The following is a 7,701-nucleotide window of genomic DNA, read 5'->3' as shown; positions in this document are numbered from 1 at the left end:
TATTTGGCCCGGTGAGGACGTCGCCCGTCCTACACGTCGGCGCGAGCAGCCGCTTCCCGAAGGTGCTCGATGTCGGCTGGCTCGCACTGGAACTCACTCGGCCCGACGGTCTGCAGACCGTACCGCTGCCGGAACTCCAGGAGTTCCCGCTCGGAGAAGTCTTCCGCCGGCACGAGGTACAGCACGTGGGTGACCCATGTACTCTCCCAGCCAGAGACCTTCGCCCACTCCCGCTCGATCTCGGGAGGCGGGTACAGCTGACCCAGGCCCTCGGTACCCGCTGGTACCCATCCGCGAGGGTGTGGATGATGCTGGGCATCGGAATAGATGACGCCGATGGCCGTGGCTGTCTCGGTGTAGGGGTCAGGCTCATCTGAAGCAAACGGGTTACTGTTCATACAGAAATTCTGGCACAGCTCGGCAACATCTCGGCAACAACCGGCCCTGCCGTCAGACTTTCAAGCTTTCGGTGAAATCGCTCTGATTCGCTGACTCCCGTAGGAAGAGTTAGAAGAGTCACCTCATTAACGAGTAGCCCTCCACCCAAACATTCGATAAGACGCCACTATATTGCTAAACTCGCCTGCGTCCTGCAGTACCTCGTTTGGAGCTGTATCTGGATGGCGCCAAGCATCAATGGCGTCCCATGGTGTAAGGACAAGAAGGGTTAAGTACTCATCGCCATACGGCCATCTAGCAACCGTGTGAAACTGTGCAAGATGAAGGAGTGTGCGGCTAGCATCTGTGTATCCTATCTCTAGCGGTGCCCAGGAGCTACCATCTTCACAACTTATTGAATTATTTTGGCCATCTCCGTAGAATTGGATTGCAGGTAAGTCGATACTCCATGCGAAATCTCCATCAAAGTCGCCATTTCGCTGAGAGGGATCCACGACCGCTTCAACCCCTTTGGGTAACCTATTTAGTGCTTGCTGGTTCTTGCTTCTATCTGCGTCGCGCGAAGGAGTTTCACCTAGCCTAAAATTGGTCGCAAGCAAATGCCCGCCCATATCCAACATTGCTAGCGTATATAAGCTATATAATTGCCCCATTGTCCATCCTCCGTAAGGTTGGCCGAATATACGGGTCGTCTTCTCAAGTCGAGAGTCTCGCTGCATCAGGTATGCGTTGCCTAGACGATCCCGTCCTTCAGGGGTAGAGGCCCACTTCTCTGCCATGAGCTCCGCCGCCTGCTGATGACCGCTCCTCATTCCCATGGGCACGGACTGTAGCTCCTACCTCTGACATTTCCATTGCCAGATCTCAAGCGGTCGGCGTCTGTGCTCTATGAGTTTGCGAGGCCGACAGATGCCCAGGTCAGGCCGGCGATCTTGAGGTCTGTCCAAGCCGACCTCCTGTTCTTTCCAGTAGCCCTCACGATCGCCTTGCTATGGCTGGTCGCCGCACATGGTTGGGGCGATCGACGGGCCGGGGCTTCGTTCCTCAGCCCCGGCCCACCGGAAACCGGGTGTCTGTCCTCGTCTGTCTGGTGCGTGGTCCGCTGAGTTCTGAGACACCTTCGCCGTGCCAGCGCCCCGACACGTTGCCGAAAGACTCACCATGATGTGCGCGGGCGCGCTTGCCAGCGGATCGACTCCACCGAGTACGGGGCCGGTAGAGGGGGCGGGTATCGATCCGGTTTCGGGAGCCACCCTGGGAGCCACCCGGGCGGACGATCACGAACTGAGCCGGACGGATCTGAACGGCCGGAGTCCCGACGAGCAGCGACGCGAACGCCCCCGAACGACCCTGGAGATCGTTTGGGGACCTTGTAAACAGAAGGTCTGGGGTTCGATTCCCCAAGGCGGCTCGCAGGTCAAAGGCCCCCTGCGATCATCGCGGGGGGCCTTTGCGATCTACGTACAGCAGCGAAATACAGCAACATCCTCAGCCGCCACCGTCGAGGCTCTGACTCAGGCGGTCGAGAGCTTTGCGGGTGGCCGGCGACGGGATCTGTGTGTAGACGTTCATGGTCAGCGAGATCTGCGAGTGGCGAAGGATACGCATTGCCACGCGCGGGTGCACGTCAAGCCGCCGCCCGATGGGCGGCGGTGGCGCGGCGCGTTCGAACGCGGCCGGGCATGTGGCCTCTTCGGGCCGGTCCCGACCGCGCCGACGCCAGCCGCGCCCAACGAGCAGACGCATGACAACCGCAGGAAGCTCGACCATCAGGACGACGGACGCGACACCGGCCGCCGCAACCACGCGAGCGTGCCGCAGTGGGCCGGGGTCTTCTTTTGCCTCCGGCGGGGATCTCCGGCCCCGAGGTGATCGCGGAAAGCCGAGGTTCGTGAGTGGTGGGGGAGCTTTGATCACCTCGCCCGCCATCGACCCAGCAAGCCCAGCAGGCCAGCTCCTACGGCTCAAGCCCGGCCGTGCCGGTAGGCCAACCAGCGTGCGAGGAAGGTCACCGGGAACATGGAACACGCGAGGCCGGCTTGACCCTCCGTCGCGGCCCGCTGCCGCTCCGCGGTGGGTCGACGGCGTACGATGCGAGCAGGGCAGGGGAGCGTGTTCGGGGCCGCGCTTACTCGCTGAGTAGGACCCAGACGGCTGGCAGATCGGAGTATGCCGCGATCTGCCGCGTTACGACCGTCATAATGTCATCGGCGATGGTCTCGGGGAGATCTCCCTCAACGAACACCTGCCAGCCGATGTCCTCTGCAGAGAAAGAGATATCAACGTCTCGCACTCGAATTCGGTGATCGCCCCAGCCGTCGACAGGGGCGGCCTCCCATCCCTCAGGGGTAAGCACGCGTGCGATATCTTGCGCCTGGATGGGGATACACTCCGGCCCATCCTCTGGTCTGATCAGGTACGAACGAGTCTCCTGCATGATCCATACCGTGCCATAAGCGTGCCAGGCACACCGGAAATCATGGGAGTCGCGCGTATGAGCGGACATGCCACAACCGCCTCAGATCATCGGAGATCCCGCGCCAGCAGCTCTCCGGCGGCGGCCTGGACACGGGCGAGCCGATCCGCATCATCTTCAATGAAAGTGAGTGCTTCGTAGGCATAACTGGCCGACACGACAGAGCGCCCGGCGAAAATCTCAGCATAAAGCAGCCAGATCCCGCTCTTGGCGGCCTGTGTGCATTCGGCGACCAAGTCTCTGCCTGCGTGCGCGGCCTCGAATGACTGCCCGTTGTCTCCGACGAGGCAGAGCAGAAGCCTCGTGTACTCCTGCCTGGCATGGAGGGAGACGTCATCGGCCAACGCCGCCAGGGCGACGGAGACCGTGGGCACGGACGGTTCGAAGAGAACATCCGGAAGAAGCACGTGGCCGTTGTCGATTACGTCGGTGGTGCATTCGCTCGCCGTGTTGGCCCTAGCCAGTCGCAGGAGATCCGATGCGACGTGCGCGGCGGACCTCCCACAGCCGCACTCCAGCGCGGCCCAATCGTGCCGCTCGATCTCCAGCTCTACGAATTTCACTGGTTCATCCTAGGTACTGCAGGTTTAGTGGAGGTCGATACCCAACTCTCGTTAGGGACCGGTCAGAGCACCCTTGGGGGTCCGCGGTTCAAGGAAGGCGGGTATGAACCGTTCCCGGATGTGTCTCGGAACTGGCAGAATCCCATGACTTCGCCCTCCTTTCCTCTTATCGAAGGAGTCACGGTCGGAGTGCGGAGCGTTGCTGTACAGCAGCCGTACAGCAACGCCGCCGTACGCGTTCACATCCCACCGGCCCGCATCTATCGCTCGAGCAGGGCGGCAGGCTATCAACGAGGGACTTGCCCTTCCCTTGTAAACAGAAGGTCTGGGGTTCGATTCCCCAAGGCGGCTCTCACATGAAAGGCCCCTGACCAGCGGTTTCGCAGTCAGGGGCCTTCGCTTGTCCGGGGCATTCTGGCGATCTTGCTAGTACTACAGCCTGATTTCGTGATGCCTTAGCCAGCGTCGCCAAGTCGGGGGTGGGCGCATCGCATACACCGCGGGTCCTGCGCCTGGCCGCCGGGCCATTAAGCGGGGTGACGAGGGCATGGTGGTCGGCCCAGGAGTTCGGCGTTGCAACCGGGGATCATGGACGTATGCCCGATGAATCGAAGCGCTGTCAGACCTGTGGCCGCTTGCCCCGTCCGGTACGACCGACTGGTTGCTGGAGCTGTGCGGTCATGGTCTCACCGGTTCATGCCGCCCGCGCTGGCTGATGCGGCCTGGGTGCTCAACGCCATGTATGAGCTCGAACAGGGGCCGGCCGAGGTTGTCGTACCGCGAGTATCACCAGGTGCGTCTGATGGATGGGGGCATCCAGCCCGACATCGTTGCGGGCGTCGACCTCGAAGCTGTGGGTATTTTCATGGGAGGCGGCCTGGGCCGCGCCGAGCACCCCGGCCTCGGTTGGCGGCGGCTGCGCTGGGCGGCACTTCGCCCGACGGACCGGGGACCCGATCGTGCCCGATGGGCTGTTGCCCTCCTACCGTTGTTTTCCTGCGGTTAAGAAGGAGGGCAGTTGGGCGCTCGGCATTGATCCGCCCACCGAGGGGAGCCTGGACCGTGAGACCTGGAACCGATTGATCGGCATCCTCACTGAGTACAGTTTCGCGGGTCCGGACACTCCATGCCTGGCCTACTACAACCCGCTGTTACTCGGGGCCACCGACTTCGACAACCTTCATGTGCGTGCGGATCGCCTCGGCAATGCGGAGATCTTGTACGACAATCCCGAGGTCGGCTTTAGCCCGTCCAACCTCTTGGCCGAGGACCGCTCATTTACGGAAGGATCTTTTCTTGCTCACCGCTACGCGACTCATTCGCCGAGGTTATTAGATGAGAGAGTTAGACAGCGGCCGCTCCACTTCTAATCCGACGCCTTCGGCGTGCGGGGTGGCCATGGGACGGTGTCAGCGGCGCAGCATATGGCCTCAGGCCGTCAGCGCCTTCTCACCCCCCGCACCACTGGCAGCCCCGTGCCATAGTCGAGCACCAGGCGATCGCCGAGCGGTCGCGTAAGTGTAACGGTGATCGTGGCTGTCTTGAGCATCAAGAGGCACAGCTCGTCGGAGCCCTCCTCATCCACGTCAACCACCACCAGTTGGTCGGTCTCGTAAGCGCGTGCCCCGTGAATGCTGTCACAAGCGCCGTAGCCGTATTCGAGAAGCAGTTCGTTTGGCTTGTCGGCAATGAGGTCGAACGCCATCACCTCTTCGTCCCCTCCCGGAACCCGCTCGGGACGGGCGGTGACGGCCGAGGGGGCGACCGCCACGTGGACGTACTTCTGCTCGACCCCCTCGACGGTGAACAGCCATGCGGGCACCTGGATCGTGCCGCGGCTGGTCTTCAGCGGCACCTCGCCCAGTTCGGCACCGGCTACCCGGAGTGGGCGGCATCCCTTGGTCGGGCAGTCCTCCTCAATGAAGTCGGCTGGCTTGCTGAACTCCGTGTAGGCGCTCGCCGCCGTGATGAGGGGCACCTGCGAAGCTGAGCCGTCTGGCCATCGCACGTCCGCGTGGGTCGGGGAGTTCGCAGGCAGCTTGGTGGCCAACTGCCATGCGCCGTTATGTGCGCTTATGTTCACCCAGTGCGGAACGCGGCCCACGCGGGCCCATCCCCGCGGATTCATCGCTTCCAACGGTACGAACCCTTCGCGCCAGGCGCGGTCGTCGGCCGATCCCTGCCAGCGCGCCGCCAACTCCCGGGCATGAACCTCGAATGCGCCAGGCGAGACGCGATGGAACCAACTGCAGGAGGACAGGAGCAGCACCAGGGACAGACACGCAATCGTCCTTCGCACGAGACCTCCTCCAACCTGTGATTAGTCGTTCGTCTCGGTTGCGCGGCTCGACGGCGACCACGCTAGCCGGTCGCGTCCTGACAAACCGGGCGTATCGCTGAACGTGAGATTGCACCGCATCACCAGCGGCTCCCGGTCTGCGAATCAGCAGTTCAGGTGCGCTGCATGTGCCGGAACAGGCGGAGAACCGCACTCACTCACGATCCGCAGGCTGTGGGAGCCACCCTGGGAGCCACCGGGGTGGATGAGTGAATCGATGCGAACGGATCTGGACGGCGGAGAGGTGTCGAGTTGCACAGCGGACGAGGGCGAACGACGATCGCGCCGTCCTGCCTCCACAGAGAGGACAGGTCGGGCACAGCCCCTAGGCTCCCTTGATCTTGTGACAAGATCTCGGGATGCTGCGACTCACTGATTTCATCATCGACTGCCCGGACACGATGAAGCTGGCGGCCTTCTACTCCAAGGTGACGGGCCGCCCGATCAGGGAAGGCAGCCACGAGAACTGGGCCGGCATCAAGTTCGGCGAGATCGAGTTGGCCTTCATCCGCGTGGACGACTACCGCGCTCCGCAGTGGCCCGACAGCGAGCACCCCAAGCAGTTCCATCTCGACTTCGAAGTGGACGAGATCGAGTCCGAGCAGCGCCGCGTCCTCGACCTCGGCGCGACGCTGCAGCAGGACTTCATCGGCCCCGACGGCTACGGCTGGCGGGTCTACACCGACCCGATCGGCCACCCCTTCTGCCTGTGCCGCAACAAGGGCGTCATCTGGACCGACCAGGGCCTGATCTGGCCCTAGTGCGGTGACCACGAACGTTCGCCGGGTCGGTCAGGCGGCTTCGTTGGCGGGTCGTCCCCAGCGGCGTTGTTTCTCGCTGCGGATGCGGGCGCGTTCGCGTCGCTGGGCGGCGAGCACCTCGGGGTGGCGGGCGTTGGCGTTGCGCCAGCGCAGGTAGGCCTGCAGTTTGCGGGCCAGCACAGTGTGGTTGGGATGGTCCGAGTTGCCCATCACGAAGCTGCGTAGCGGCCCGAACTGCGCCTCGATGGGATTGGCCCAGGAGGCGTAGGTCGGGGTGAGGCACAGCTCGACCTTGTTCTTCTTGGCCCAGGCGCGGATCGCGGGGGTCTTGTTTGCCGACAGGTTGTCCATGATCACGTAGATCGGGGCGCCGTCGGGGCGGGCGGATCGGATGGACTTCAGCGCGGCCAGGGTGTGGTCGCCGCCCTTTCGGGTGCGGGTGATGCCCCACAGCAGGTCATCGCCCAGGCTGTAGCAGCCGTGGAAGTAGCGGATGCCGTGCGTGCGCCGGTAGGTGGCCGGCAGCCGATCGGGCCTGCCCCGCTTGGCCCAGGTGGTGCTGTGGCAGGGACGGATCGACAACGGCCCGAACTGATCGAAGGCGAAACATCGGGTGGGGAAGCGGGTGGTGACCTCCTCGATCCGGTTCAGCTTGGCTTCGCGTTCGGGGTCGGTGGACTCCTTCCAGGTGCGGGTCCGCTGGAAGGAGATCTTGTGGTGGTGCAGGATTTGCCGCAGCCGCTCTCGCCCGATGCGGACGAGGCGGGTGGGGTTGCGGTCAAGGTAGGCGGCCAGCTTGCGCAGGCTCCAGTGAGTGAACGGGCGGCCCAGCTTCTCCGGGCGAGTGCGGGCCGTCGCGACGATGAACGCCTCATCGTCGCTGGTGATCAGGCGGGGACGGCCACCCGCCCATTTAGGGTCCAGTGCATCAAGTCCTTTGTCGTTGAAGGCGTGGATGACATCCCGCACCGTGTCCTCATCCGCGGCCACGAGCTGCGCGATCGCCGGTACCGGGGTGCCGCTGGCCGAGGCCATGATGATCAGAGCTCGGCGGACCCGGATCGAGCCGTGCTTGCCGCGCCGGACCAGGCGTTGCAGGGTCTGGCCCTCCTGGTCGGTTAATCGCCGTGCTCGTGCAGGCTCGGCCATGCGCTCCTCCTGCCG

The 7,701-nt window shown here is 63.5% G+C and carries 8 protein-coding genes; 2 read left to right on the top strand and 6 right to left on the bottom strand.

What is annotated here, in order from left to right:
* Positions 1 to 29: 29 nt before the first annotated feature.
* The 4 genes from AP234_RS36830 to AP234_RS30850 all read right to left on the bottom strand — a co-directional run bounded on the left by AP234_RS36830 (position 30) and on the right by AP234_RS30850 (position 3,438).
* Positions 30 to 398 (bottom strand): hypothetical protein, encoded by a 369-nt coding sequence (locus AP234_RS36830; protein WP_152990716.1) that lies wholly within the window; start codon positions 396 to 398, stop codon positions 30 to 32.
* 1,489 nt (positions 399 to 1,887) lie between these two features.
* Positions 1,888 to 2,205 carry a hypothetical protein gene (locus AP234_RS38240; protein ID WP_200926793.1) on the bottom strand — a complete coding sequence of 106 codons (318 nt, stop codon included), beginning with the start codon at positions 2,203 to 2,205 and terminating at the stop codon, positions 1,888 to 1,890.
* Between the two features lie 322 nt (positions 2,206 to 2,527).
* Entirely contained in the window at positions 2,528 to 2,836 is a 309-nt protein-coding gene (locus tag AP234_RS30855; RefSeq protein WP_152990715.1) for a hypothetical protein, read from the bottom strand.
* A gap of 86 nt (positions 2,837 to 2,922) precedes the next feature.
* A complete protein-coding gene (locus tag AP234_RS30850) occupies positions 2,923 to 3,438 on the bottom strand; it encodes a hypothetical protein (RefSeq protein ID WP_055483281.1) in 516 nt (171 codons plus the stop codon).
* Between the two features lie 959 nt (positions 3,439 to 4,397).
* Here AP234_RS30850 and AP234_RS38235 point away from each other — a divergent pair.
* A complete protein-coding gene (locus AP234_RS38235) occupies positions 4,398 to 4,808 on the top strand; it encodes a hypothetical protein (protein ID WP_200926792.1) in 411 nt (136 codons plus the stop codon).
* Positions 4,809 to 4,876: 68 nt separating this feature from the next.
* Here AP234_RS38235 and AP234_RS36820 read toward each other — a convergent pair whose 3' ends face one another.
* Entirely contained in the window at positions 4,877 to 5,737 is an 861-nt protein-coding gene (locus tag AP234_RS36820) for a hypothetical protein (RefSeq protein ID WP_152990714.1), read from the bottom strand.
* 398 nt (positions 5,738 to 6,135) lie between these two features.
* Here AP234_RS36820 and AP234_RS30835 point away from each other — a divergent pair, with 398 nt between their 5' ends.
* On the top strand, positions 6,136 to 6,537 hold the full coding sequence (locus AP234_RS30835; protein WP_055483279.1) for a VOC family protein: 402 nt from the start codon (positions 6,136 to 6,138) through the stop codon (positions 6,535 to 6,537).
* A 30-nt stretch (positions 6,538 to 6,567) separates the two neighbouring features.
* Here AP234_RS30835 and AP234_RS30830 read toward each other — a convergent pair whose 3' ends face one another.
* A complete protein-coding gene (locus AP234_RS30830) occupies positions 6,568 to 7,686 on the bottom strand; it encodes an IS630 family transposase (protein ID WP_055483278.1) in 1,119 nt (372 codons plus the stop codon).
* Between the last annotated feature and the right edge of the window lie 15 nt (positions 7,687 to 7,701).

Source organism: Sphaerimonospora mesophila, assembly GCF_001417795.1.
GTDB classification, from domain to species: Bacteria; Actinomycetota; Actinomycetes; order Streptosporangiales; family Streptosporangiaceae; genus Sphaerimonospora; species Sphaerimonospora mesophila.
The sequence above is the reverse complement of the archived record's forward strand: the minus strand, read 5'-3'. Positions and strand labels throughout refer to the sequence as shown.

Excerpts from the sequence above, each read along its gene's own strand:
- AP234_RS36830 (WP_152990716.1), bottom strand. The coding sequence starts at position 398 with ATGAACAGTAACCCGTTTGCTTCAGATGAGCCTGACCCCTACACCGAG.
- AP234_RS30855 (WP_152990715.1), bottom strand. The coding sequence starts at position 2,836 with ATGCAGGAGACTCGTTCGTACCTGATCAGACCAGAGGATGGGCCGGAG.
- AP234_RS30835 (WP_055483279.1), top strand. The coding sequence starts at position 6,136 with ATGCTGCGACTCACTGATTTCATCATCGACTGCCCGGACACGATGAAG.
- AP234_RS30830 (WP_055483278.1), bottom strand. The coding sequence starts at position 7,686 with ATGGCCGAGCCTGCACGAGCACGGCGATTAACCGACCAGGAGGGCCAG.